22 protein-coding genes, 2 pseudogenes and 1 riboswitch are annotated in these 24,494 nt (G+C 49.9%); of the genes and pseudogenes, 10 read left to right on the forward strand and 14 right to left on the reverse strand.

Annotation, left to right across the window (positions count from 1 at the left end; genetic code table 11):
- Positions 1 to 143 precede the first annotated feature (143 nt).
- Together dusC and rhlE are read right to left on the reverse strand one after the other, a co-directional pair.
- On the reverse strand, positions 144 to 1,136 hold the full coding sequence (dusC, locus tag AYY16_RS08190; RefSeq protein ID WP_067364371.1) for a tRNA dihydrouridine(16) synthase DusC: 993 nt from the start codon (positions 1,134 to 1,136) through the stop codon (positions 144 to 146).
- Positions 1,137 to 1,152: 16 nt separating this feature from the next.
- A complete protein-coding gene (gene rhlE / locus AYY16_RS08195) occupies positions 1,153 to 2,508 on the reverse strand; it encodes an ATP-dependent RNA helicase RhlE (RefSeq protein ID WP_067364374.1) in 1,356 nt (451 codons plus the stop codon).
- Positions 2,509 to 2,723: 215 nt separating this feature from the next.
- Here rhlE and AYY16_RS08200 point away from each other — a divergent pair, with 215 nt between their 5' ends.
- From AYY16_RS08200 to AYY16_RS08225, 6 genes are read left to right on the forward strand one after another with little or no spacing between them, the layout of a single operon-like run.
- Positions 2,724 to 3,410 carry a CerR family C-terminal domain-containing protein gene (locus AYY16_RS08200; RefSeq protein ID WP_067364377.1) on the forward strand — a complete coding sequence of 229 codons (687 nt, stop codon included), beginning with the start codon at positions 2,724 to 2,726 and terminating at the stop codon, positions 3,408 to 3,410.
- Between the two features lie 47 nt (positions 3,411 to 3,457).
- Positions 3,458 to 4,447 carry a secretion protein HlyD gene (hlyD, locus tag AYY16_RS08205; RefSeq protein WP_067364382.1) on the forward strand — a complete coding sequence of 330 codons (990 nt, stop codon included), beginning with the start codon at positions 3,458 to 3,460 and terminating at the stop codon, positions 4,445 to 4,447.
- 3 nt (positions 4,448 to 4,450) lie between these two features.
- The gene (locus tag AYY16_RS08210) at positions 4,451 to 6,196 is read left to right on the forward strand and encodes an ATP-binding cassette domain-containing protein (RefSeq protein WP_067364385.1); all 1,746 of its coding nucleotides are present in this window, start codon (positions 4,451 to 4,453) and stop codon (positions 6,194 to 6,196) included.
- The gene (locus AYY16_RS08215) at positions 6,193 to 7,341 is read left to right on the forward strand and encodes an ABC transporter permease (RefSeq protein ID WP_067364388.1); all 1,149 of its coding nucleotides are present in this window, start codon (positions 6,193 to 6,195) and stop codon (positions 7,339 to 7,341) included. The genes AYY16_RS08210 and AYY16_RS08215 overlap by 4 nt, the downstream gene beginning before the upstream one ends.
- A 10-nt stretch (positions 7,342 to 7,351) precedes the next feature.
- The gene (locus AYY16_RS08220; RefSeq protein WP_067364391.1) at positions 7,352 to 8,449 is read left to right on the forward strand and encodes an ABC transporter permease; all 1,098 of its coding nucleotides are present in this window, start codon (positions 7,352 to 7,354) and stop codon (positions 8,447 to 8,449) included.
- Positions 8,450 to 8,486: 37 nt separating this feature from the next.
- Complete coding sequence (locus AYY16_RS08225) at positions 8,487 to 9,356, forward strand: aminoglycoside phosphotransferase family protein (protein WP_208020727.1); 870 nt, start codon at positions 8,487 to 8,489, stop codon at positions 9,354 to 9,356.
- Positions 9,357 to 9,433: 77 nt separating this feature from the next.
- Here AYY16_RS08225 and AYY16_RS19675 read toward each other — a convergent pair.
- Positions 9,434 to 9,544 (reverse strand): annotated as a pseudogene (locus AYY16_RS19675) (Bax inhibitor-1 family protein); the annotation flags it as partial.
- Positions 9,545 to 10,006: 462 nt separating this feature from the next.
- Between AYY16_RS19675 and AYY16_RS08230 the strand changes: the two are divergent.
- Positions 10,007 to 10,921 (forward strand): hypothetical protein, encoded by a 915-nt coding sequence (locus AYY16_RS08230; protein ID WP_156664972.1) that lies wholly within the window; start codon positions 10,007 to 10,009, stop codon positions 10,919 to 10,921.
- Between the two features lie 544 nt (positions 10,922 to 11,465).
- Positions 11,466 to 11,726, forward strand: coding sequence for an SEL1-like repeat protein (locus AYY16_RS19680; RefSeq protein WP_162271048.1), 261 nt, complete (start codon positions 11,466 to 11,468; stop codon positions 11,724 to 11,726).
- A gap of 300 nt (positions 11,727 to 12,026) precedes the next feature.
- On the opposite strand, the gene AYY16_RS08245 is transcribed toward AYY16_RS19680, so the two are convergent.
- The 6 genes from AYY16_RS08245 to AYY16_RS08270 all read right to left on the reverse strand — a co-directional run bounded on the left by AYY16_RS08245 (position 12,027) and on the right by AYY16_RS08270 (position 16,107).
- A complete protein-coding gene (locus tag AYY16_RS08245; protein ID WP_067364399.1) occupies positions 12,027 to 12,737 on the reverse strand; it encodes a Bax inhibitor-1/YccA family protein in 711 nt (236 codons plus the stop codon).
- A gap of 200 nt (positions 12,738 to 12,937) precedes the next feature.
- Positions 12,938 to 13,393, reverse strand: coding sequence for a molybdopterin synthase catalytic subunit MoaE (moaE, locus tag AYY16_RS08250; protein ID WP_067364981.1), 456 nt, complete (start codon positions 13,391 to 13,393; stop codon positions 12,938 to 12,940).
- 3 nt (positions 13,394 to 13,396) lie between these two features.
- Positions 13,397 to 13,642 (reverse strand): molybdopterin synthase sulfur carrier subunit, encoded by a 246-nt coding sequence (gene moaD, locus AYY16_RS08255; protein ID WP_067364402.1) that lies wholly within the window; start codon positions 13,640 to 13,642, stop codon positions 13,397 to 13,399.
- Entirely contained in the window at positions 13,639 to 14,118 is a 480-nt protein-coding gene (gene moaC / locus AYY16_RS08260; protein ID WP_067364405.1) for a cyclic pyranopterin monophosphate synthase MoaC, read from the reverse strand. The genes moaD and moaC overlap by 4 nt, the downstream gene beginning before the upstream one ends.
- A gap of 25 nt (positions 14,119 to 14,143) precedes the next feature.
- On the reverse strand, positions 14,144 to 15,127 hold the full coding sequence (moaA, locus tag AYY16_RS08265) for a GTP 3',8-cyclase MoaA (protein WP_067364408.1): 984 nt from the start codon (positions 15,125 to 15,127) through the stop codon (positions 14,144 to 14,146).
- Positions 15,115 to 15,263: riboswitch (molybdenum cofactor riboswitch) on the reverse strand. (Overlaps the previous gene by 13 nt.)
- Before the next feature lie 301 nt (positions 15,264 to 15,564).
- Positions 15,565 to 16,107 (reverse strand): GNAT family N-acetyltransferase, encoded by a 543-nt coding sequence (locus AYY16_RS08270; RefSeq protein ID WP_067364411.1) that lies wholly within the window; start codon positions 16,105 to 16,107, stop codon positions 15,565 to 15,567.
- 156 nt (positions 16,108 to 16,263) lie between these two features.
- Here AYY16_RS08270 and AYY16_RS08275 point away from each other — a divergent pair, with 156 nt between their 5' ends.
- Both AYY16_RS08275 and AYY16_RS08280 read left to right on the forward strand, forming a co-directional pair.
- On the forward strand, positions 16,264 to 17,211 hold the full coding sequence (locus tag AYY16_RS08275) for an AEC family transporter (protein ID WP_067364414.1): 948 nt from the start codon (positions 16,264 to 16,266) through the stop codon (positions 17,209 to 17,211).
- Positions 17,212 to 17,363: 152 nt separating this feature from the next.
- Positions 17,364 to 18,273 (forward strand): annotated as a pseudogene (locus AYY16_RS08280) (gluconeogenesis factor YvcK family protein).
- Here the strand turns inward: AYY16_RS08280 and uvrB are convergent.
- The 5 genes from uvrB to bioB form a co-directional block, all read right to left on the reverse strand.
- Complete coding sequence (gene uvrB / locus AYY16_RS08285; RefSeq protein ID WP_067364417.1) at positions 18,274 to 20,289, reverse strand: excinuclease ABC subunit UvrB; 2,016 nt, start codon at positions 20,287 to 20,289, stop codon at positions 18,274 to 18,276.
- A 550-nt stretch (positions 20,290 to 20,839) separates the two neighbouring features.
- On the reverse strand, positions 20,840 to 21,520 hold the full coding sequence (gene bioD / locus AYY16_RS08290; protein ID WP_223861190.1) for a dethiobiotin synthase: 681 nt from the start codon (positions 21,518 to 21,520) through the stop codon (positions 20,840 to 20,842).
- The gene (gene bioC / locus AYY16_RS08295) at positions 21,510 to 22,304 is read right to left on the reverse strand and encodes a malonyl-ACP O-methyltransferase BioC (RefSeq protein ID WP_067364423.1); all 795 of its coding nucleotides are present in this window, start codon (positions 22,302 to 22,304) and stop codon (positions 21,510 to 21,512) included. The genes bioD and bioC overlap by 11 nt, the downstream gene beginning before the upstream one ends.
- Positions 22,270 to 23,445 (reverse strand): 8-amino-7-oxononanoate synthase, encoded by a 1,176-nt coding sequence (gene bioF, locus AYY16_RS08300; RefSeq protein ID WP_067364426.1) that lies wholly within the window; start codon positions 23,443 to 23,445, stop codon positions 22,270 to 22,272. The genes bioC and bioF overlap by 35 nt, the downstream gene beginning before the upstream one ends.
- A gap of 11 nt (positions 23,446 to 23,456) precedes the next feature.
- Complete coding sequence (gene bioB / locus AYY16_RS08305; RefSeq protein ID WP_067364984.1) at positions 23,457 to 24,494, reverse strand: biotin synthase BioB; 1,038 nt, start codon at positions 24,492 to 24,494, stop codon at positions 23,457 to 23,459.

Below are 24,494 nucleotides of genomic sequence, written 5' to 3' on the forward strand. Positions count from 1 at the left end.
CCTCCGGCTGTATGATTCAGAAAACGTTGTGGCTCAGTTAATTGTAGCTTATCTGTTAATTAAAGTGCGATACACAGGAAAATGCAAATTTTATGCATTCTGATCGTAAATATACCCATGTCATTCAGGATACAGGCAGGCGGCTATCTGAGCGCGACCAACGAACCTGCGGTTTGAATGAATAAGGGTATAGACAGGTTATCCCGCTCACGGGAAATAGCCTGCGCAATAGACGGACAATCTTTCAGTGTACGGATAACAGAAAAGAGCGATTCAGCTTCAGGATAAGCCTTGTGCAGATAACTGAACCACTGTTTGATCCGCGCCATATGATACAGCCCGGTATCACCCTGTTTTTCCAGTTGCGTGTAGTGATGCAGCAAGGCAACCACATCCGCCCACGGCATAAACGGGCTGTTGTGTTTCACCACACGGCTGAGATTCGGCACATTCAGTGCGCCACGCCCGAGCATCAGGGAATCACAGCCGGTGACGGCTGCGCAGTTTTGCGCACTCTGCCAATCCAGGATTTCGCCATTGGCAGTCACCGGAATGGATAAACGCTGACGGATAGCGCCGATTGCCGGCCAGTCGATAAGCTCAGCGCGGTATCCTGCTTCTTTGGTTCGTCCGTGTACGGTGATTTCAGTCGCACCGCCCTGTTCAACGGCATCCGCAATCTCAAACTGGTGCTCACTACTGCTCCAGCCAAGGCGGATTTTTACCGAGACAGGAAGATGTGAGGGAACCGCTGCGCGGATAGCCCGGGTGCCCTGATAAATCAGTTCCGGGTCTTTAAGCAGAGTTGCCCCACCGCCGCTGCCGTTGACCATTTTTGACGGACAACCACAGTTGAGATCAACCCCCTGCGAGCCGAGTTCCGCCGCACGCGCCGCATTTTCTGCCAGCCACTGCGGATACTGCCCCAGCAGTTGCACACGAACCGGTGTTCCGGATGCCGTTACACCACCGTGAGCCAGTTCAGGACAGATGCGGAAAAAGACTTTTTCCGGCAGCAGCATATCCACCACGCGAACAAACTCGGTGATGCAAAGATCATAATCATTCACTTCAGTCAGTAAATGACGAACAAGGGGGTCTAAGACCCCCTGCATTGGTGCTAACAGTACACGCATCAGTTAACCTGGTCCGTTATTTACCGCGGTTGCCCCACGGGCTGCCGGAGTCGGATGAGGTGCTGCGTGGTTTTTGCTGACGCGGACGTGCTGGGCGTTTGTCGCCGCTGTTTGAGTTGCTGCGCCCTTCTGCACCACGATCACGGCCTTGTCCGCCCTGACGGGGACCGGAAGAACGACCACCGCCGCCGCCGCGACCTTGTTTGGCTTTCTGGATAGGCTCAGCTTTGATAGACGGATCCGGCTCATAGCCGGGTTCTGCCATCCGCTCGATTGGTTTTTTCAGCAGGTTTTCGATGTCACGTAATAATTCGTGCTCATCAATACATACCAGTGATAATGCCATACCGGTGGCTTCCGCGCGTCCGGTACGTCCGATACGATGGACATAATCTTCTGCCACATTCGGCAGTTCATAGTTCACCACATACGGCAGTTGTTCAATATCCAGTCCGCGGGCTGCGATATCCGTTGCCACCAGGGCACGAATGCCGCCGCTTTTGAAATCAGCCAGTGCGCGGGTTCTTGCACCCTGGGATTTATTACCGTGGATTGCCGCCGCTTTGATACCGCTGTCACTCAGGAATTCAGCCAGACGGTTTGCGCCGTGCTTGGTACGGGTGAAAATCAGTACCTGTTCCCAGTTATCACGGCCAATCAGATGCGCCAGTAATTCAGCTTTACGCTTTTTGTCCACCAGATGCACAAACTGTGTTATCTGCTGTGATGCGCTGTTACGCGGTGCAACTTCTACCGTAACCGGATTGTTCAGGATAGTGTTCGCCAGCGATTTGATACCGTTGGAGAAGGTCGCGGAGAACAATAAATTCTGGCGTTTTGCCGGTAATTTATTGATAACACGGCGAATGTCATGAATAAAGCCCATATCCAGCATACGGTCGGCTTCATCCAGCACTAAAATTTCGACTTTCGACAGGTCAACCGCGCGCTGATGTTCCAGATCCAACAGGCGACCCGGGGTCGCGATCAGAATATCCACGCCGCTGCGCAGTTTCATCATTTGCGGATTGATGCTCACACCGCCGAAAACCACCAGCGAACGTGTGCGCAGGTGACGGCTGTATTCACGGACATTTTCGCCGATTTGCGCCGCCAGCTCACGGGTTGGCGATAAAATAAGCGCACGGACAGGGCGTCCGCCGCCTTTGCGCGGGTTATCCTCTAAATATTGCAGGATAGGTAAGGTAAAACCGGCGGTTTTCCCTGTACCGGTTTGTGCGCTTGCTAATAAATCGTGACCGGCCAGTACTTTAGGAATGGCCTGTAACTGAATCGGGGTTGGCTGTTCGTAGCCCATCTCTTCGACGGCCTTCAGAATTTCCGGGCATAATGGTAAGGATGAAAAACTCATGAATTGTTAAGACTCCGCCCCGGTGATTTGTCTGCGGGGCCTGCTGATGATTGAATGTCGAAAATTAATCCGTCACTCCGGAAGAAATATCGATAAAATACGTACCTGATCAATCCGTTTGTTTCTGCTCATTTACAATATATAACGATGAGCATAAAGTTTAATCACATGATTGATCACTCGTTTATGCCGACACACCCATAAGGATATACGCTATGTCAGTCAACACGACTAATACGCCTCGCGGCGAACACGCCAAACAGGCTTTACTGGAAGCCGCTATTGAGATTTTCGGACTAAACGGCCCAAATAGTGCCACTACTCGCCAGATTGCACAACGTGCTGATCAAAATATCGCGGCTATTGCTTATTATTTCGGCTCTAAAGATGGCTTATATCTGGCAGTAGCGCAATATATTGCAGACATTATCCGTGATGAATTCAGTCCTGTCATTGAAGAAATAGATATATTTCTGTCACAGGACCACAATGAGCCGGATGAAACGCGCTGCCTGCAACTGATTGAACTGAGTTTTCTTGCGTATAACGACCTGGTACTGAAAAAAAACAACATCAATATCAGCCGGATAATGTCCCGCGAACAGTTGATCCCGACAAAGGCGTATACGATTATTCATGAAAACGCCCTCGCCCTTATTTTTTCACGTCAGGCCAGATTGGTGGCATTATATACCGGTTTGCCGGACGGGCATATAAATACTCTTATCCATACCCATGCCATTATGGGTGAGATTTTATCTTTCCGGCTGGCGCGGGAGACTCTTCTGCGTCAGGCGGGCTGGGATAATATCGGTGAAAAAGAGTATGAGATGATAAATGCGGTACTCAGTGAACATATCCGGCTGATATTAAACGGGTTGAAGGATCATTACCTGGCTTGACGTATCACACAGACCAATAACGGACGGGAAATAAATTCATGACGCCAATGAAAAAAACAGGATCATTCATCATTATTCTGATTTTACTTGTCAGTGCCGCAGGCTGGTACTGGTGGCAGGCGCGACCGTCCGGGCCGGTGGTGCTGTACGGCAATGTGGATATCCGGACAGTCAGCCCCGGTTTTCGCGTGAGCGGCAGACTGCAATCCCTGAATGTGGATGAAGGTGCTGTGGTTAAGGCCGGTGACCTTCTGGGCGCACTTGATGATGCGCCCTACCGCCACGCGCTGCTCAAAGCTGAAGGTGTGCGTGACAGCGCACAGGCCGCATTATCCATGATGGAAACCGGGTATCGCACAGAAGAAATTGCACAGGCAAAAGCCGATGTCGCCCGTAATACCGCTGCCGCACAGTTTGCCCGGCAATTTTATCAGCGCCAGTCCGGGCTGATGCAAAGCAAAGCGATTTCAGCCAATGACCTGGAAAATGCCCGTAATCAGCGGGATCAGGCTGAGGCCGCGCTGAAAGCCGCACAGGATAAACTGATGCAGCTGGAAAATGGATTTCGCAAAGAAGAGATAGAACAGGCTCGCGGGCAACTGAAACAGGCACAAGCTGCTGTTGCACAGGCAAAACTGGATCTGGCGGATACCCGCCTTACCTCGCCTGCTGACGGCACTATCCTTACCCGCGCCATTGAACCGGGTACAATTTTACCGGCGGGCAGCACTGTTTTTACCCTTTCCCTGACCAATCCTGTCTGGGTGCGTGCTTATGTCAGTGAAAATGAGCTGGGACAGGCACAGCCCGGACGCGCGGTTCTTCTGGAGACTGACAGCCGCCCCGGTCAGCCGTATCACGGGCATGTCGGGTTTGTTTCTCCGACGGCTGAATTTACCCCGAAATCGGTTGAAACCCCGGCGCTGCGCACCGATCTCGTCTATCGCCTGCGCATTGTGGTGACAGATGCCGATCCGCTGCTGCGTCAGGGAATGCCGGTAACTGTCCGTTTTGACAGCGAACAGCCGCAGGGATAAAGGATGCCGGACATCACAATCACCCTGAATGGCGTAGAAAAAAACTTCCCCGGACTGAACAGCCCGGCAGTTGACCGGCTGAGTACCACAATTTCCGGCGGCGGTGTTACCGGTCTGGCAGGTCCTGACGGTGCCGGAAAAACCACGCTTATCCGTATGCTCGCCGGACTGCTGAAACCGGACAGCGGCGAGATCCGCGTTGCCGGGTTAGACCCGATCACTGACAGTGTCGCGCTGCGCGCCCGGCTCGGTTATATGCCGCAGAAATTCGGGCTGTATGAAGACCTGACGGTGATGGAAAATCTCCGCTTATATGCTGAGCTGCGCGGATTGCCACAATCTGAACAGCAGAATACGTTTGATCGTCTGCTCACCTTTACCGATCTCACGCATTTTACCGGACGCATGGCCGGGAAGCTTTCCGGCGGCATGAAACAGAAGCTGGGGCTCGCCTGCACCCTTCTCGGGCAGCCGCAGGTATTGCTGCTCGATGAGCCGGGTGTCGGAGTTGATCCTATCGCCCGCCGCGAACTGTGGCGCATGGTTCACACGCTGGCAGATGACGGCATGCTAATCCTCTGGAGCACCTCTTATCTGGATGAAGCAGAGCAGTGCCGCGATGTGCTGCTGCTGAATCAGGGAAAACTGCTCTATGAGGGCAAACCGGAAAAACTGACTGACACCATGAGCGGACGCTCATTTTTGCTGGCAGCACAGCCCGCAGAACGGCGGCGTTTGTTGCAGGATGCATTAGTTCAGCCGGATGTCACCGACGGGGTTATTCAGGGGCGTTATGTCCGCCTGATCGTCAAACCTCAGACCGATACCCGCGCCCTGCTCAACACACTGAATTGCCCGGATGCCGAATTACAGACAGCAAAACCCCGTTTTGAGGATGCCTTTATCGATCTGCTCGGCGGCGGCCCCTCTCATCGCTCTGCGCTGGCACAAATTATGCCGCAAATTCCTGCCGCACCGGACGAAACCGTTATTGAGGCCATCAGTCTGACCAAGAAATTCGGGGATTTTGCCGCCACAGATCATGTGGATTTTCAGGTAAAACGCGGGGAAATTTTTGGTCTGCTCGGTCCGAATGGTGCAGGGAAATCCACCACCTTTAAAATGATGTGCGGGCTGATGATCCCGACGACCGGACGTGCACTTGTACTGGGGCTGGATCTGAAAACCAGTTCTGCCAAAGCCCGCAGCCGTCTGGGGTATATGGCACAGAAATTCTCGCTGTACGGTAACCTTACCGTCGCACAGAACCTGACATTTTTCTCCGGTGTATACGGGCTGCGCGGCAAAGCGCAGAAACAAAAAATGGCGGATATGGTCAGTACCTTCAATTTTGACCCGATCCTGCGCCAGACCACAGAAGATCTGCCGCTTGGCTTTAAACAGCGGCTGGCACTCGCCTGCGCACTGATGCATGAACCGGATATTCTGTTTCTGGATGAACCGACCTCCGGGGTTGATCCGCTCACCCGCCGTGAATTTTGGCTGCATATCAACGGTATGGTGGACAAAGGCGTAACCGTAATGGTAACGACCCACTTTATGGATGAAGCGGAATATTGTGACCGTATCGGGCTGGTCTATCACGGCAAAATTATAGCTGCCGGGACGCCGGACCAGCTGAAAGCAAGTGTGGCAAATGACGCGCATCCAGATCCGTCCATGGAAGACGCGTTTATCGGGCTGGTCGAACAATATGATAAAGAGCACACACCGGAGGACGTATCATGAATACACAATCTGCCACACCTTCCGGTTTTTCATGGCGCCGCCTGCGGGCGTTATGCATTAAAGAGAGCAAACAGATTATCCGTGACCCGTCCAGCGCCCTGATAGCGATTGTTATTCCGCTGATTTTACTGTTTATTTTTGGCTATGGTATTAATCTGGACTCCTCAAAACTGCGCATCGGTATCCTGGTTAATCAACAAAGTGAACCGGCGCAGGAGCTTATCCACGCCTTTACCGGCTCACCCTTTATTGATGCCACCCTCAGTGATAACCGCCATGAATTGATTGATAAACTTCAGGCCGGGCATATCCGAGGCATTGTGGTGATCCCGGTAGATTTTGATAAGCGTCTTGCCCGTCAGGATGATATCGCGCCGATTCAGATAATCACGGACGGCAGCGAGCCGAATACCGCTAACTTTATGCAGGGCTACGCCACCGGTGTCTGGCAGGTCTGGAAACAGCAACGCGCGCAGGATGCGGGGATCAGCAGCCCGCCCCTGATAGATATCCGCCTGCGCTACTGGTTTAACCCCGCCGCCATCAGTCAGCATTTTATTATCCCGGGCGCTATCAGCATTATTATTACCGTGGTCGGCGCAATTCTGACCTCTCTGGTGATCGCCCGTGAGTGGGAGCGCGGCACCATGGAAGCGCTGCTCTCCACACAAGTAACGAAAACAGAGCTGTTGCTGTCCAAATTGCTGCCGTATCAGGTGCTCGGCAGCTTTGTGATGGTGCTTTGCATGCTGGTGACCGTTTATCTGCTCGGCGTGCCCTACCATGGCTCGTTGTGGCTGCTGGCACTGGTGACCTCGCTTTATCTCGCCACCGCACTCGGCATGGGGCTTCTCATCTCCACCATTACCCGCAATCAGTTCAATGCAGCGATGATCTCCCTGAATGCCGCATTTTTACCCGCGATAATGTTGTCCGGCTTTGTGTTTGAAATCGACAGTATGCCGCTTGCCGTGCAAGCCGTGACCCGGGTAATACCGGCGCGCTATTTTGTCGAAAGCCTGCAAACTCTCTTTCTGGCGGGCAATATCATGCCGGTGATTATCGCCAATCTGATCATGCTGATTTTGTCCGCCATTGTGTTTATCGGGCTGACAGCACTGAAAACCCGCCGCCGGCTGGATTAAGGAGAAAACAATGTTTCACCGGATTTTCACCTTAATTATTAAAGAATTACAGCTTCTTTTGCGCGAACGGCAAACCAGGACAATCCTGATCGTCCCGGTGATTTTTCAGATGATTTTGTTTCCGCTCGCCGCAACACTGGAAGTCACCAACGCGACAATCGCTATTTATGATGAAGACAAAGGCGCGGCATCCGTTGAACTGACCCAGCAATTTGCCAAAGCGAGTGCGTTTTCACAGGTTCTGCTGTTACAGAACAGGCAGGAAGTCCGTGAGGCAATCGATAACCGGCAGGCGCTGCTTTTAGTGCATTTCCCGCAGAATTTCAGCGCACACCTGGCAGCAAAAACGCCTGCACAATTGCAGATCCTGCTGGACGGACGCAACTCAAACAGTGCGCAGATTGCCGCCAACTATGTGCAGCAGATAGTGGCAAATTATCAGCAGGAACGCATGCCGCAAGCCGTCACCAGTGAGCTGGTGGTGCGCAACTGGTACAACCCGAATCTGGATTACAAATGGTTTATCGTGCCCTCGCTGGTGGCGCTGATTACCACTATCGGCGTGATGATTGTAACCTCTCTGTCTGTCGCCCGTGAGCGGGAACAGGGCACGCTGGATCAGTTACTGGTTTCCCCGCTTACCACGGGTGAGATTTTTGTCGGCAAGGCAGTTCCGGCATTGATTGTGGCAACGGCACAGGCAAGTATTGTGCTGGTGATCGGCATTTTTGCCTATCAAATCCCCTTCTCCGGCTCGCTGCTCCTGTTCTACTTCACCATGAGTCTGTACGGCTTATCACTGGTCGGCTTCGGGCTGCTTATCTCCGCCCTTTCTGCTACGCAACAGCAGGCGTTTATCGGCGTATTTGTCTTTATGATGCCCGCTGTACTGCTTTCCGGCTATATTGCGCCGGTAGAAAACATGCCGCTGTGGCTGCAACATATCACCTGGATAAATCCCATCCGTCATTTCAATGAAATCACCAAACAGATTTACCTGAAAGATGCCGGTTTCAGTGTGATCTGGCAAAGCCTGTGGCCGCTGCTGGTGATCGCCGTTATTACCGGTACTGCTGCATATACCTTGTTCCGGCGCAAGGTTGCGTAAAAATCACGGACAGGAAATAAACAGGAGCACGATAACAGTGATTATTGATACACATCTTGCCGGAAAACTCATCGCGGAACAGTGTCCGCAGTGGGCTGACCTGCCGGTATCGCCGGTGGCAACCAGCGGCTGGGATAACCGGACATTTCACCTGGGTGACGAAATGCTGATCCGCCTGCCGTCATCTGCGGATTATGCAGGTCAGGTAAGCAAAGAGCAGCAATGGCTTGCGCATCTGGCAGCTGAATTGTCAGTCCGGATCCCTGCTCCGCTCGCAGCCGGAAAACCATCAGAAATCTATCCTCTTCCGTGGTCAGTTTACGGCTGGATACCGGGTGAAACGGCGGCAGCACACCCGCCGGCAGACAAAATACAATTTGCCCGTGATCTGGCTCATTTTCTTAATGAGTTTCATAACATTGATGCCGGCGGCGGTCCGTCCGCCGGACTTCACAATTTTTACCGGGGCGGAGATTTAGCCGTTTATGACAGTGAAACCCGCCATGCGCTGACACAACTGAGCACTCAGACACACTGCGCGCTGCTTGAGAAAATATGGGAAAAGGGACTTGATTCTCATTGGACAGCCCCGCCGGTCTGGGTTCACGGCGATATCAGCGCGGGTAATCTGCTCACGGCGGACAACCGCCTGCAGGCGGTGATTGATTTCGGGCAACTCGGCACCGGCGATCCTGCCTGCGACTTTGTGATGGCGTGGACATTCTTTGACGCACAGAGCCGCAGAGTATTTTTTGACGCACTGCAAACCGATGACGCCACCCGGGAAAGAGCCATGGCATGGGCGCTGTGGAAAGCGCTGATCGTCAGTATCAATCCGCACAATACCAATGTGACGGAGGCTCAGCAGGCAGAACGGACACTGGAACACATTATCGCGGATTCCTGATAACATCATTTTTAAACACAAAAAAACCGGTTCATCAGAACCGGTTTTTTGTCATAACGCTATTTTCTGTATCCTGATTAGCGACGGTCGCCCATCAGGCGCAGCAGCATCAGGAACAGGTTGATGAAGTCCAGATACAGTGACAGCGCACCCACGATCGCATAGCGACGCATGGTGTCTTTGTCATTACTGCCTGGCCGCTGCTGGTGATCGCCGTTATTACCGGTACTGCTGCATATACCTTGTTCCGCCGCAAGATTGCGTGAGTAACAATTAAAATTAATTACATTAAAATTAAATCTAAATAAAATACATCATATCTTATATCATTTAATTAATTTATTTTGACAAGAAATAGAATCACATTTAACATCCTAAAAAACATCAGATAAATAATAAAATACCATTATTAATTAATAGTATTTCTTTCATCAAAAAAAAACATTTAAAACTGATATGTTGAAAATACAAAAAACGTCATTGAATACATAATTCGATAATATAGAAAATACATTAGTTTATAACTTCAGTGAAAAAAAATTAACAGTATAATTATTTTCATTAAGGATAACAGATGACGAAAGAAACAAAGCACTATCAAACGTATAAAGTAGAAGATATGAATATACATAGAGATGTTACATCTTCATTTGACTACAATAAAAAAAGGGCCTCCTGAAATAACGATATTTGTAGCCCCGAAAAATAGCATAATATATGACACACATGGAACAGAAGTTGGCGAATCAACTTTTGGGCATGCCTTCATCGGTATAAAGGGAATTAACCCTGTCACGAAGAACTATGAAATAATAACGGTTGGGTTAAGTACAGGGGAAAGCCTTAAAACATCCACTGACAACCTATCATTTAAAGACCATATTTATTATAAAGACGCCTCAACTATTTCTATAATGTCTCAAAACATGAAATTCTATAATGATTTTAATAATCTATTTACAGTATTACATAATTATAAGACAGGTAATACTGAGCCACCACCTTACAATTTATTATCTAATAATTGCGGGCAATTTGTCGAAGATATGTTATCAGAAGCAGATATAGATAATATTAACATTCCTTACTTCCCTGACAACCTGTATGAGAACTTAGAAAACGTTGCTGATAACTATTGTACGCCATTGATTATTGATTTAAATGGAGATGGTGTAAAAACAATAACAGATAACATGGGCGTTACTTTTGATTTCAATAATGATGGAGAATTAATACGAACAGGATGGGTTCATCCGGAAGATGGATTATTAGTTATGGACAGAGATAAAAATGGTATTATCAGTAATGGTAACGAATTATTCGGAGAACATAGTCCTGTTTTACCTTTTAACATTAATGATAAAAATGGTTTTTCATCTTTATCCTCTCTGGACAGTAACTGTGACGGATTAATAAATCAGGATGATATTTCCTGGTCAGAACTTCTGGTTTGGACCGATAAAAGCATGGATGGCATAAGCCAATCAGATGAACTATTTTCACTTGAAACTATAGGAATATCATCAATTGGAATTGATGTTCAACGTTCTTTTTTTCTACGATGAAAATGGTAATTTTCATAAATTGACAGCTAATGTTGACTGGGTTAACGGAAATAAAACAGATATTACTGATGTCTTATTTCATGAATATAATGAAAGCGATACTTTATTAAACAATAGTGCATCAAATATAAATGAAGCCACATCTGAATATAATCACAATCCGGAGCATCCTTCTTATGAAGACATATATCAGTCTGTATATTATATCTAACATCAATGGATAATAAATGAAAAAAAATATTACTATATGCATTACTATCCTTTAATATAAATAGTTACGCCGTTTCTGGTTATCCATTTAATTATGAGATGTTACTTTATAGTTATAACTCCATAGAATTAAAATATGACTCTGACTTACCTGAACATGCACCATATCCGAAAACAAGAGCTGAACTTATATCACTTATAAAAAAAAGCAGATAACAATGATTTAATTAGTAACTATACTCTGTTTTCTTTTTTTTATAACCCATGTTATTTGTCAAAAAGGCCTAACGATAAAACAAATGTCACTGAAGCCTGTGGGCCGGCAAATTATTATTTGCACAAAACATTATCAATAGACTCTGAACATGTATTAGCATTATACCACCGAGGATATATTCTGGAAAATGGATATGGTATAGAAAGAGACAAACAAAAATCACTTCATTATTATGATAAAGCCTATCACATTGGAAAAAATAAAATACTGATTGCCTGTGATAAATTATTTTCGAAGTACCTGAATGGCGATGATGGTGTTGACCAAAATATCGCCAAAGCAAAAGAGTACGCAGTAATCGCAGCAAAAAAATGGTAGTGATAAATATAAAAAAATATATTGATAACTGGGACTATATTATATTTACAATTAACACACAAAAAGAAATTAGCCTCTGTATAAAACAGGGTGACAATATCTCTTCCTGCATTAAAAATGGGAATAATACTATCAAAAACTTCAAAAACAATTATAACGAACGGTGATTAAATGAACGAACCAGATCTTATTAATAAGATGGTTTCTTATCAGTAATGCCGCGCAGCCAAATCTGTAAACATAAAAAAACCGGTTCATCAGAACCGGTTTTTTGTCATAACGCTATTTTCTGTATCCTGATTAGCGACGGTCGCCCATCAGGCGCAGCAGCATCAGGAACAGGTTGATGAAATCCAGATACAGTGACAGCGCACCCACGATCGCATAGCGACGCATGGTATCTTTGTCATTACTGTCAATCTGCTCACCCAGGTTACGCAGTTTCTGTGTGTCATACGCGGTCAGACCGGCAAACACAATCACACCGATATAGGTGATGATCAGGGTCATGCCTTCGCTTTTCAGCCAGATATTCACCAGTGACGCGATGATGATACCAATCAGTCCCATGAACAGGAAGTTACCCATTCCGGACAGGCTGCGCTTGGTGGTGTAGCCGTAAATACTCAGCGCCCCGAACATCCCCGCCGTGATAAAGAAGGTGCTGACGATAGAGGCATCAGTATAAACGATAAAAATACTGGAGAGTGTCAGCCCCGTCAGTGCCGAATAGAGCATAAACAGCCCGGTCGCCGCGGAAGCGCTCAGGCGCTCAACCATGCCGGAGATAACCCAGACCAGTGCCAGCTGTGCGATGATCAGCCCGAAAAAGGTGATTTTGCTGGAGAAAACAAAACTCATGATGGCTTCAGAGCCGGATGAATACCAGGCAACAAATGCCGTCAGTACCAGACCCACAGCCATCCAGCCATAAACCTGGGCCATGTAAGCCTGAATACCGGCGCCCGCTTGTGAAACTATCGAGCCGTTAGAACGAGGAAATCGGTCCATGATGGATAACCCTTTCATCTGTATCAAATTGTTTATCGGATGATAAACGACCAAGACTATAGATTATCACATAAAGAGGGCGTTGCCAGCAGGCAAACTGTCAGGAAACCGATCCATTTTCTTTACATATTGCCGGAATTTTTAACGCTATGCTCAGCATCCGGTAAAAATACGGTGAAACGGCGGCTATCTGTATTAATTTACCAGCGATCTGCGGCTTTTTGGTCACTTTCTCTGGCATCAACCCAGCGCTCACCGCCTTGCGGTAAGGTTTCTTTTTTCCAGAAAGGTGCGCGGGTTTTTAAGTAATCCATCAGAAATTCAGCCGCCTCAAACGCCATGCCCCGGTGAGCGGCACTGACGCCGACAAATACAATCTCATCATTAGGAAAGAGACTGCCGACCCGGTGGATAAGCGTGACCCGCTGCAATTCCCAGCGCTCACGCGCCTGCAATACAATATCCGCCAGCGCTTTTTCCGTCATGCCGGGATAGTGCTCCAGTGTCAGAGCAGCCACATTATCACCCAGGTTATGATTACGGACTTTACCGGTAAAGGTCACGACCGCACCATCATCAGCGCAACCTGCCAGCCACTGATATTCCTCACCGACACTGAAATTGTCTGTCTGAACGGCAATCCGGGTATTGTTCATCACTCAGCCTCCGGTAACCGGCGGGAAAAACGCCACTTCATCACCATCCTGTAACGGATGAGACAGCGGCACAAATGACTGATTTACCGCACATAATAATTTACCGGACTCCAGTGCGAGTGCCCAGCGATCGCCGCGCTCACTCAAAGTGCTGCGCAAATCCTCAGCGGTGGCGTACTCACATGCCAGAGACAGTTCATCTGTATTGATAAGCTCGCGCACCTGCGCGAAAAACAGCACTGTAATCATGCATCCGCCTTAAAGTGACCTGATTTTCCGCCGCTCTTTTCCAGTAACCAGACCGGACCGATAACCATATCTTTCTGTACCGCTTTGCACATGTCATAGATAGTCAGCGCTGCCACAGAGGCAGCAGTCAGGGCTTCCATTTCCACGCCGGTTTTACCGGTCAGGCGGCAGCAGGATTCAATACGCACACGGGAAAATTCAGTTTGCGCACTTAACTGCACTTCCACTTTGCTCAGCATCAGCGGGTGACACAGCGGGATCAAATCCCAGGTGCGTTTTGCCGCCTGAATACCGGCGATACGGGCGGTCGCAAAGACATCGCCTTTGTGATGGTTGCCGTCAATAATCATCTGTAAGGTGGCGGCATCCATGGTGATAAAAGCTTCGGCGCGCGCCTCGCGGACTGTTTCCTGTTTACCGGAGACGTCCACCATGTTGGCTTCGCCCGCCGCATTGATATGGGTGAGTTGAGACATGTAAACTCCTGATGCTGCCGGCGGATCAGCCGCCGATGACAGATAAATTCGGGGTCATACCACTGTCTCCCTGATGGAGAAAATGGGTTTCGCGTTTGTGTTGCAGAGCGCGCTGAAGGCGTGCTTTCAGCTCATCGTCGTGTCCGTCTTCAGCCAGCAGGTCACGCAGCGTGATCCCCTGCTCACCGAACAAACACAAATGCAGATTACCGATAGCGGAAACGCGCAGGCGGTTGCAGCTCTGACAAAAATCTTTTTCATACGGCATAATCAGACCGATTTCGCCCTGATAATCCGGATGACTGAAGACTTGCGCCGGGCCGTCGCTGCGCGAACGCGCCTGTTGCTGCCAGCCTGCCTGTAACAGGCGCGCGCGGATAACATTGCCGGAGATATGAAAACGGCGGAATGTGTCGCTGCCGTCACCGGTTTCCATCAGTTCAATAAAGCGCAGCTGGATCGGACGGTCTTTGATCCAGTTAAGAAAGGCGGGCAGATGGATGTCATTGACATCTTTCATCAGCACCACATTCACTTTCACTTTCTCAAAACCGGCATCAAAGGCGGCATCAATACCACTCATCACCTGCATGAATTTATCCTGCCCGGTGATAGCCTGAAACTGGCGCGGATCAAGACTGTCGACACTGACATTCACCGCAGTCAGTCCGGCGTCTTTCCATTCACGGATATCACGCGCCATCCGGTAACCATTGGTGGTCACCGCAATATTACGGATATTCTTATTTTCATTGATGGCGGCGACTATCTCTGTGAAATCACGGCGCATTGTCGGCTCGCCGCCGGTCAGACGAATTTTTTCCGTCCCCAGTTCAGCAAATGCACGGGTGACCCGGCGGATCTCGCCGAGAGAAAGAAAGGATTTGTGACCATTAGGTTTATAACCATCAGGCAGACAATAGTTGCAACGGAAATTGCATACGTCTGTGACGGAGAGGCGCAGGTAATAAAATTTCCGCGCAAAGGGATCGATCAGTTGTTCTGTCATAACACCTTTCCAAATACGGGAGATGCGGACATTTCTATCCTGCACCCTGGTGGCTCTGTAAAGAGTCACGGCCAGCTCACCCTATTTCCGGTCTGACCTGAAACGTAGGTGTGAAGGCTAGGAGTTAATCGTCGTCATTAATTAAGTTAATAACCACGCTAAGTGAATTGATTCTAGCGTTGCCATTGGCGAATTGCCATGATAAATACGCTATATATTATATTATACAACGAGTTACCGGGTATTTGTTTCAGAGAAAAAATAAAATAACAAAGGGCGGCATAACGAAATTTTTACAATATCTTTCATATAATTAGAAAATATATAGTGAAAACAATTAACAAATACAGACCGGAAAATGGCTATAAACTGACCTGATTTTCCGGCAAACTATCTGCTGATTTCTTGATCTGACGCAGTTATCCGCCGCAGCGGGGTTAATCGATGGTAAGGTGATATAAAATAACGGATTTATAGTCCATTCCCAGTATTTCTTTTTGCCGGAAACCATGACGCTCAGCCAGATTTACTGACGGCTGATTATCCGGAGAAATAATACAAACACACTCATTGATACCACGTACATTTTTCAGCCAGTTAAGAATGGCATCCAATGCTTCTCCTGCATAACCCTGTCCCTGCGCCCATGGTGCGAATACCCAGCCCGCTTCCGGATATTGGCTGATGTCCGTATCCAGTTCGCGGTAAAAATCAGCAAAACCGATATCCCCCATATAGCGACCGGTTCTTTTATCTCTGACCGCCCAGTAACCATAGCCCAGCAACGGCCATAAGCCGAGGTAAGACAGCATCCGCATCCAACTGTCGCGCGACGTGGAGCGTTGTCCCGCCATAATATAATGCGTCACGGTACGATCTGCCCACAAAGCTGCCACATCTTTATGATCCGTTTTCCGGTGCGCACTCAGAATAAGTCGATCCGTTTCAAGCGCCGGGATAGTACACATCAAATCATTCATGGTGTGTTTTATGTCCGTTGTTATTATTGTTACTACACTCTTACCATGCGAACGACTGTTATACCAGCGTGTGGCGTACTCATATTGAGCAGTTGATTTTTTGTTCATACCGGATTCTAATGAATTTCACTTAAGAAACACACCGGACTCTCTCTCATGACTGAAACCATTATTGCTGCCCTGCTGCCGATTGTCGTCACTCTGCTGCTTGGTTTTTTTGCCGGCTGGCACCGGGATTTTGACGCCTCACAAGGCGCGACACTCAACCGGATGATCATGTTGTATGCGCTCCCGCTGACACTGTTTGCCGGGATCATGGGGATTTCCCGCGATGTGCTGCTCAGCGACTGGATGATGGGCGTGCTGCTGCTTGCCGGGATGGCAGGCGCATATCTCATCACATTTTTTATAGCCGGGGTGATTTTCCGCCGTCCGCCGGCGATTGCCGCATTACAGGCGCTTGCTATCAGCGCACCGGCGGCTCCGTTTGTCGGGATCCCGGTTCTGGGGCATCTGTTCGGCGAAGTCAGCACCATTCCTATCGCATTTACCGGGATTATCCTGAACCTGATCCTGAGCCCGGTAACACTGATTATGCTTGCCCGTCACAGCCAGCCCGCTGTCGGTAATGCCCCTGCGGCAAAACCCGTTACGCTGGGTGCTAATCTGTTATCCACGATTAAAGAGCCGATGGTCTGGGCGCCTGCCGCCGCATTTGTGCTTTTGCTGTGTGATGTGCGCATCCCGGAGGCAATAAACAGCTCACTGCAACTGCTCGGTAACGCGACCGGCGGGGTTTCTCTGTTTGCGTGCGGGGTAATACTGTATTCATTTAAAGTAAAATTTAATATGACTGTTGCGCTGTCCGTTATCTGCAAAAATATCTTGCTGCCGCTGGCAATTCTGCTGATTGGCTCAGCTTTTGCGGTCGACGCGAAGTCACTTAATATGACGGTGATAACCCTGGCTATCCCGACCGCCTCTATCTGTATCATACTGGCCGTTCAGTACAAAACCGCACAGCAGGAGATGGCATCGACGTTATTTTTCAGTACGATTATGTCCGTCCTGACATTAGGCGGGTTTATCTACGTACTTCACTGATAATTTCCCTTTATCATGATCCTGATTTGACCTGAGCCTGGCTTTAGTTTGACCTTAGTTTGATAAATAACAGTATCGTGACGCGAAAAATCGGATTTTATGGTAGATTACCGCGCAAATAAATACAAAGGCTCAGGGAATACATAAACACGATGGAAAACCGCACACTCACTTCGCTGGAACATGTTGTTGCTTTAGGCGGAGGTCATGGCCTGGGTCGGGTGATGTCCTGCCTTAATGTTCTGGGATCGCGGTTAACCGGTGTGGTGACAACGACAGACAACGGCGGATCAACCGGGCGTATCCGCCGTGCTGAGGGCGGAATTGCGTGGGGTGATATGCGTAACTGCCTGAATCAGATGATAACTGAGCCTTCTATTGCTTCGACAATGTTTGAATACCGTTTCAGCGGTAACGGCGAGCTGTCAGGTCACAATCTCGGGAATCTGATCCTCAAAGCCCTTGATAATATGAGTGTTCGTCCGCTGGATGCTATTAATCTCATCCGTAATATGCTGAAAGTAAGAGCGAAGCTTATCCCGATGTCAGAAACACCGGTTGATTTGATGGCGATTGATAACGAAGGCAATGAAGTTTACGGCGAAGTGAATGTTGATCAGTTGCGCTTTCCGCCGCAGGAATTACAGCTTTTCCCGTCGGTCAAAGCCACAAAAGAAGCGCTGGATGCCATAAGCCGCGCTGACCTGATTATCATCGGACCGGGCAGTTTTTTTTACCAGCCTGATGCCGCTGATGCTGCTACCTGATTTTACTAAAGCCATTAATTTCAATCAGGCGCCGATGATCTATATTGAGAACCTGGGTAAAGAGCTCAGCCCGGCGGCGGCGTCACTCTCCCTGAGTGAGAAAATTGCCGTCATCGAGCGCCGTATCGGGCGCCCGCGTATTGATGCGGTTCTCTGTGCGCCGCATATTGATACCAACGATGTCCGCGACCGGCTGATAGTCAAAGAGGTACTGGAAGCACAGGATGTGCCGTACCGCCATGACCGTCAGTTGTTGTCGGACGCACTGAACAAAACTATCAGCCTGCTGCCGTGATCAGGAATTGGCAATAAACAGCATACGCAAAGCCTGTAACTGATCACGCACCGCACCCGCCAGTTCAAATTCCAGATCCTGAGCATGGCGGTACATCTGAGCTTCCAGTTCCTGTATTTTAAGCTCCAGTTCTTTCGGTGACAGGCGCTGGTAATCCTGTGTATCCGCCGCTTTCCCCTTCCCTCTGCCTTTATTTTTCGCCCCCGCTGAGCCCTGACCAATTTTAAGAATATCGCCGACTTTCTTATTCAGCCCCGTAGGCACAATACCGTGTTCTTTATTAAATTCGATCTGCTTCTCACGGCGGCGATCAGTTTCTTCAATCGCTTTCGCCATAGAGGCGGTTATCTTATCACCGTAGAGGATCGCTTTGCCGTGCAGGTTACGGGCAGCACGTCCGATGGTCTGAATGAGCGAACGCTCGGAGCGCAGGAAACCCTCTTTATCCGCATCCAGAATCGCCACCAGCGAGACTTCAGGGATATCCAGCCCTTCACGCAGCAGGTTTATCCCCACCAGCACATCAAACTCACCCAGGCGCAGGTCACGGATAATTTCCACGCGCTCGACGGTATCAATGTCCGAGTGCAGATAGCGCACCCGCTCGCCGTGCTCTTCCAGATATTCAGTCAGATCTTCCGCCATCCGTTTGGTCAGAGTGGTCACCAGCACGCGCTCATTTTTTACTGACCGTATCCGGATTTCTGACAGTAAATCATCCACCTGGGTGGTGACCGGACGCACTTCGATTATCGGGTCAAGCAGCCCGGTCGGACGGACAACCTGCTCCACCACATCGGTGCCGCATTTTTCTGCTTCATATTTTCCGGGTGTCGCGGAGACATAAATACTCTGCGGCGCAAGTGCTTCAAACTCTTCAAAGCGCATCGGGCGGTTATCCAGCGCCGACGGCAGACGAAAACCGTACTCCACCAGTGTTTCTTTACGCGAGCGGTCGCCTTTATACATTCCGCCAATCTGCGGGATAGTAACGTGAGATTCATCAATCACCAGCAAACCGTCTGCCGGCAGATAATCAAACAGTGTCGGCGGGGATTCCCCCGTCTTGCGCCCGGAGAGATAGCGCGAATAGTTTTCGATGCCCGAGCAGTAACCCAGCTCATTCATCATTTCCAGATCAAACTGTGTGCGCTGTGATAACCGCTGCTCTTCCACCAGCTTATGATTTTCGATCAAAACTTTGCGCCGGTCTGCCAGTTCCACTTTAATGCCTTCCATTGCATCAATAATGCGTTCGCGCGGGGTCACATAGTGTGTTTTCGGGTATACGGTATAGCGCGGCACGCCGTAATGAATGTGTCCGGTCAGCGGATCAAACAGGGAGAGGCGCTCGACTTCATCATCAAACAGCTCCACACGCAGCGCATAATCATCCGATTCAGCCGGGAAGATGTCGATCACTTCACCGCGCACGCGGAATGTCCCGCGCTGAAAAGCCTGATCGTTGCGGGTGTACTGAATATCAGACAAGCGGTGCAGGATCGAGCGCTGATCAATAATCATCCCTTCCGAGAGATGCAGCATCATTTTCAGATAGCTGTCAGGGTCGCCCAGCCCGTAAATCGCCGAAACAGACGCGACCACGACAACATCACGGCGCTCCAGCAGCGCTTTGGTTGCAGAAAGACGCATTTGCTCAATGTGTTCATTGACTGATGCATCTTTCTCGATAAAGGTGTCCGAGCTGGGTACATAGGCTTCCGGCTGATAATAATCATAATAAGAAACAAAATACTCCACCGCATTCTCAGGAAAAAAATCTTTGAGTTCGCTGTAAAGCTGCGCCGCAAGGGTTTTGTTCGGCGCCATAATCATGGTCGGGCGGTTGAGAGTGGCAATCACATTGGCAATGGTGAACGTTTTCCCGGAACCGGTCACGCCCAGCAGTGTCTGATGCGCCAGTCCGTCTTCCAGACCTTCCACCAGCTTTGCAATTGCCTCCGGCTGGTCACCGGCCGGTTTAAAGTCAGAATGCAGTTTAAATTGTTTGCTCATGAGCTCCCCTGCCCGAATCCTGCGCGAATAGGAAGACTATAATACTGGATAAAAAACCAGCTTCAAGCCCCGGTATAAAAAATCCGTAATTTTGTTATTTTTTGCTTGCAAAACCCCGGAAAATTATATTGCTCAGACACAGTTATCCCCAAAAAAAACCTCTTGCAATTTTAAAATATGCTGAATTCTGATGCACCATTAACCAGTCGTTATTTTTCCCGCAGGAGCGCTCTTGCTTTTATTTATCTTATTGTAATTTAACAATAAATTACAAAAGCCCGATTTTACAACAATGTCAGTGAAAGCCGCGTATTTGCAAGGTCGGCGTGAGTTTTCTAAAGTTAATGCACAGGGTTATCCACAGAAATGGTGGATAACTTAATAAAGTCGTTTGGGAATGGGTGCTTGCGTGACATCGTGCCTTCATAAAATTGTCACTTTCAGCACAATCTGAAAATATATTTCAGGATTTATTCCTGATTAAAAACGGCCGGACGGAAGATTAACCGTGATCCCGGCAGGATCCGCCCGGTGACAGCAGAACCGGGAGTTATGCCTCCAACAGACAAATATTCATGTAGCCCGATAAATCATACTGTAGCGGATTAGGAAGATGTGGCAGCAACCCAACACAAGGAGCCGGGATAAGGCGCGTGAGCGTCTCCAGATACTGCGCCTGATAAGTGCCGGGTGGTGTGACTTCATTTGCCACCCAGCCCGCCAGCTGCAGCCCTGCAAGCTGTATCGCCTGTGCTGTCAGCAGCGCGTGGTTAATACAGCCGAGCTTCACGCCCACCACTAAAATAACCGGCATCTGCATCTGTATTGCCCAATCCGCATAGGTCCGGGTCTGTGAGAGCGGCGTAAACCAGCCCCCCGCGCCTTCTGTTAACATCCAGTCAGCCTGCTGATTAAGATTATGCAGCCCGGCAGTCATTACCGCGAAATCAACCGGTGTCTGTGTCAGCTCACTGACAATGTGCGGTGACGTCGGCTCTGCAAAGGTGTACGGGTTTATCTCTTCATAACTGACCGGTATCACCGTATTACGCCACAACGCCAGCGCATCACTGTTACGCAGCCCGTCAGGCGTCATTTCACTGCCTGATGCAACCGGTTTGTATCCCGCGCAGCGGAACCCCTGTTTCTTCGCCGCCTGTAACAGCGCACAACTGACCACGGTTTTTCCGGCATCTGTATCTGTGCCGGTTAAAAACCAATTATTTTTCAACATGAATAACTCCGTACTGAATACTGTAACTGAGCGGGTATTCCCCGTTTTCTGCCGGATAGTGTGCCGCAAGCTGTGCCAGCTTATTGCGCGTCATCAGCCCGGCGCTGCGCCCCTGATGCACATGCGTCGCACCAATCCCTTTGAGGGAGTGCAACAGTGCGGGCAGGGATGAAAAGGTAAGCCGGTATTGCACGTCAGACAGAGTATAGTGATATGGCTGACAGGCAGCCCGGATAGCATCCCGGCTCAGAAAACCGTTGGCGTGGCGCGCACTGTCGACACAGGAAAATGCCTGATTAAGCTCTGCTAATGAGCCGGTGCTGAGGGTGGAAAATGCCACCGTACCGCCCGGACGCGTAACACGAAACAACCCGGCCAGTGCGGCGCTCAGGGAATCACACCACTGCACCGCAAGATTACTGAAACAGAAATCAAACTGATTATCCGCAAACGGCAACTGTTCAATGTCGCCCTGAACATAGCAGCTTGCACGTTGCTGCGCGCGGGCGTGTTCCAGCATTGCCGGTGACAGATCAAACGCGGTAATCGATCCGCACTCCGCTTTCCATTGCTCACTGAAAAACCCGGTGCCGCACCCTGCATCCAGCCCGTGCAACTGAGTCAGTTGCTGTGGGCGGAGCCTTTGTTTCGTCAGGCTGTACAAGTGTTTCCCGGTCTGCTGCTGGAGATGTGCGACAGCATCATATTGCCCCGCCGCACGCCCGAATGCAGCGGCAACCGCCGCTTTATTCACCGGGACGATATTGACAGCAGAATGCATCCAGCGCCTCCGTAAGTAAGGTGATATCCGCTTTCTGATGAGCGCTGGTGATCGTGATGCGCAAGCGCGCCGTGCCCGGCGGCACGGTTGGCGGGCGGATAGCTTTCACCCACAAACCGCGCGCCTGCAAATAGTGAGAGAGTGCCAACGCCGTGGTGTTGTCCCCGGCGATCAGCGGCTGGATAGCGGAAGATGACGGCAACAGTTGCAAAGGCAGATGCGCCGCCTGCTGACGGAAAATGCGGATGTTGTCGGCGAGCTGTTCGCGCAGATGATCACCGCGCTGAATCTCCTGTATTGCCGCATGCAGCGCACAGGCCTGGGCGGCAGGAAATGTGGTGCTGTAGATAAGATGGCGGGCATATTGTGTCAGGTAATCCGCCGTCTGCGCATTACACAGCACAGCAGCACCACTGACACCGACGGCTTTGCCGAAAGTGACAACCTGTATGTCCGGGCGTATCCCGGCGGCATCACAGGATCCTTTGCCCTCTGTGCCGCAGACGCCAATTCCGTGTGCATCATCCACCATCAGCCAACTGTTGTGCTGCTGCGTGAGTGTGCGGATCTCACTCAGTGGTGCCGTGTCCCCGTCCATGCTGAAAATTCCTTCGGTGATCACCAGCGTTTTGCCGCTGTTGTGCTGGGTCCGGCTCAACCGGGTGCTCAGATGGGCGGTATCATTATGATGAAACCGGGTAAATTCAGCCGGTGAATGCATCGCAGCTTCCATTATTGATGCGTGCGCGAGTTTGTCACAAATCAGATGATCGCCGGCCTGCATCAGTGCGGTGATCACCGCCTGGTTTGCACTGAACCCGGAAACAAACAAAATTGCCCGGTCAAATCCCAGCCAGCCTGCCAGCATCTGTTCCAGTGACTGATGTGCCGTGGTGTAGCCGGTGACGTGTCCGGAGCCGCCGGAGCCGACACCGAATTGTGCCGTGCCGTCGCACCAGGCGCGGATCACCGACGGATGGCGGCTCAGCCCGAGATAATCATTGCCGGAAAAATTAATCACCCGCCGGTCATTAATAAGGAGAGTCCGCCCGTCTGCGCCGCCGTTCGCTTCACGCACACGCACAGCGTCCTGCTGGTGCGCCTGTTGCAGGCGCTCAGAAAGAAAAGTTTGCCACATGATAATTATGCCGTTCAGAGTGCTGCGTTATAAAACTGCGGTTCGTCGCTGTGACTGATAGCATCCAGCAGGCTTGCGCTCTGCTCCTGATCGCCCTGCTCAACATGAATCGCTTCGCGTTTTATCCCCAGTTTGCGGAATAACTGAATATCGGTATTTTCTTCCGGATTGGTGGTGGTGAGCAGCTTGCAGCCATAAAAAATGGAATTAGCGCCAGCCATAAAGCAGAGTGCCTGGGTCTGTTCATTCATCAGTTCACGCCCGGCGGACAGACGGACGTGAGATTGCGGCATCATTATCCGTGCCGCGGCAATGGTGCGGACAAAATCAAACGGATCAACCTCTTCGTTATCTTCAAACGGCGTTCCTTTGATTTTCGCCAGCATGTTGATCGGCACACTTTCCGGTGCTTTCGGCAGATTTGCCAACTGAACCAGCATTGCCGCGCGGTCACGCACGTCTTCACCCAGCCCTAAAATACCGCCGGAGCAGACTTTAATCCCGGCATCGCGCACGTTATCCAGGGTATCCAGGCGATCCTGATACGTACGGGTGGTGACAATCGAGCCATAAAATTCCGGCGAGGTATCGAGATTATGATTGTAATAATCCAGCCCGGCCTCCGCCAGACGCGCAGCCTGCGAGTCATTGAGCATTCCGAGTGTCATGCAGGTTTCCATTCCCAGCGCGCGGACTTCCCGCACCATGGTTTCCAGATACGGCATATCGCGCTCGTGCGGGTTTTTCCACGCCGCCCCCATGCAAAACCGGGTTGAACCGGCGGCTCTGGCTTTACGCGCGGTTGCCACTACCTGCTCTACTTCCATCAGGCGCTCTTTTTCCAACCCGGTTTTGTATCGCGCACTCTGCGCACAGTATTTACAATCTTCCGGACAGGCACCGGTTTTAATCGAAAGCAACGTACTGATCTGTACTTTCTGCGGGTCAAAATGCTGACGATGGATTGTCTGCGCCTCAAATAATAATTCAAAAAAAGGCTTTTCAAACAAATCTTTGGCTTCTTTTAGTATCCACTGACGACGATGACTCAT

This window comes from Morganella psychrotolerans (genome assembly GCF_001676155.1).
Classification (GTDB): Bacteria; Pseudomonadota; Gammaproteobacteria; order Enterobacterales; family Enterobacteriaceae; genus Morganella; species Morganella psychrotolerans.